1 rRNA gene is annotated in these 1,532 nt (G+C 56.2%); it reads right to left on the bottom strand.

Going from position 1 to position 1,532, the window contains the following annotated elements:
- Positions 1-31: 31 nt before the first annotated feature.
- Positions 32-1,532: ribosomal RNA gene (locus tag ABZ404_RS39095) — 23S ribosomal RNA — on the bottom strand; the annotation flags it as partial.

Raw genomic sequence — 1,532 nt, 5'->3', positions numbered from 1 at the left:
TTCAGAACTAACACAGTGGACGCGAGCAACTGAGGACAAGCCCTCGGCCTATTAGTACCAGTCAGCTCCACCCCTTACGAGGCTTCCACATCTGGCCTATCAACCCAGTCGTCTACTGGGAGCCTTACCCTCTCAAGGAGGTGGGAATACTCATCTCGAAGCAGGCTTCCCGCTTAGATGCTTTCAGCGGTTATCCTTTCCGAACGTAGCCAACCAGCCATGCCCTTGGCAGGACAACTGGCACACCAGAGGTTCGTCCGTCCCGGTCCTCTCGTACTAGGGACAGCCCTTCTCAATATTCCTACGCGCACAGCGGATAGGGACCGAACTGTCTCACGACGTTCTAAACCCAGCTCGCGTACCGCTTTAATGGGCGAACAGCCCAACCCTTGGGACCGACTCCAGCCCCAGGATGCGACGAGCCGACATCGAGGTGCCAAACCATCCCGTCGATATGGACTCTTGGGGAAGATCAGCCTGTTATCCCCGGGGTACCTTTTATCCGTTGAGCGACGGCGCTTCCACAAGCCACCGCCGGATCACTAGTCCCGACTTTCGTCCCTGCTCGACCCGTCGGTCTCACAGTCAAGCTCCCTTGTGCACTTACACTCAACACCTGATTGCCAACCAGGCTGAGGGAACCTTTGGGCGCCTCCGTTACTCTTTAGGAGGCAACCGCCCCAGTTAAACTACCCATCAGACACTGTCCCTGATCCGGATCACGGACCCAGGTTAGACATCCAGCACGACCAGAGTGGTATTTCAACGGCGACTCCACAACCACTGGCGTGGCCGCTTCAAAGTCTCCCACCTATCCTACACAAGCCGAACCGAACACCAATATCAAACTGTAGTAAAGGTCCCGGGGTCTTTCCGTCCTGCTGCGCGAAACGAGCATCTTTACTCGTAGTGCAATTTCACCGGGCCTATGGTTGAGACAGTCGAGAAGTCGTTACGCCATTCGTGCAGGTCGGAACTTACCCGACAAGGAATTTCGCTACCTTAGGATGGTTATAGTTACCACCGCCGTTTACTGGCGCTTAAGTTCTCAGCTTCGCCCCACCGAAATGGAGCTAACCGGTCCCCTTAACGTTCCAGCACCGGGCAGGCGTCAGTCCGTATACATCGCCTTACGGCTTCGCACGGACCTGTGTTTTTAGTAAACAGTCGCTTCTCGCTGGTCTCTGCGGCCACCCCCAGCTCACGGAGTAAATCCGATCACCAGTGATGGCCCCCCTTCTCCCGAAGTTACGGGGGCATTTTGCCGAGTTCCTTAACCATAGTTCACCCGAACGCCTCGGTATTCTCTACCTGACCACCTGAGTCGGTTTAGGGTACGGGCCGCCATGAAACTCGCTAGAGGCTTTTCTCGACAGCATAGGATCATCCACTTCACCACAATCGGCTCGGCATCAGGTCTCAGGCTTCATGCTGTCCGGATTTGCCTAGACAGCGCCCTACACCCTTACCCCGGGACAACCACCGCCCGGGCTGGACTACCTTCCTGCGTCACCCCATCGCTTACCTACTAC

This window comes from Streptomyces sp. NPDC005878 (assembly GCF_040629815.1).
GTDB lineage: Bacteria > Actinomycetota > Actinomycetes > Streptomycetales > Streptomycetaceae > Streptomyces.
The sequence above is the reverse complement of the archived record's forward strand: the minus strand, read 5'-3'. Positions and strand labels throughout refer to the sequence as shown.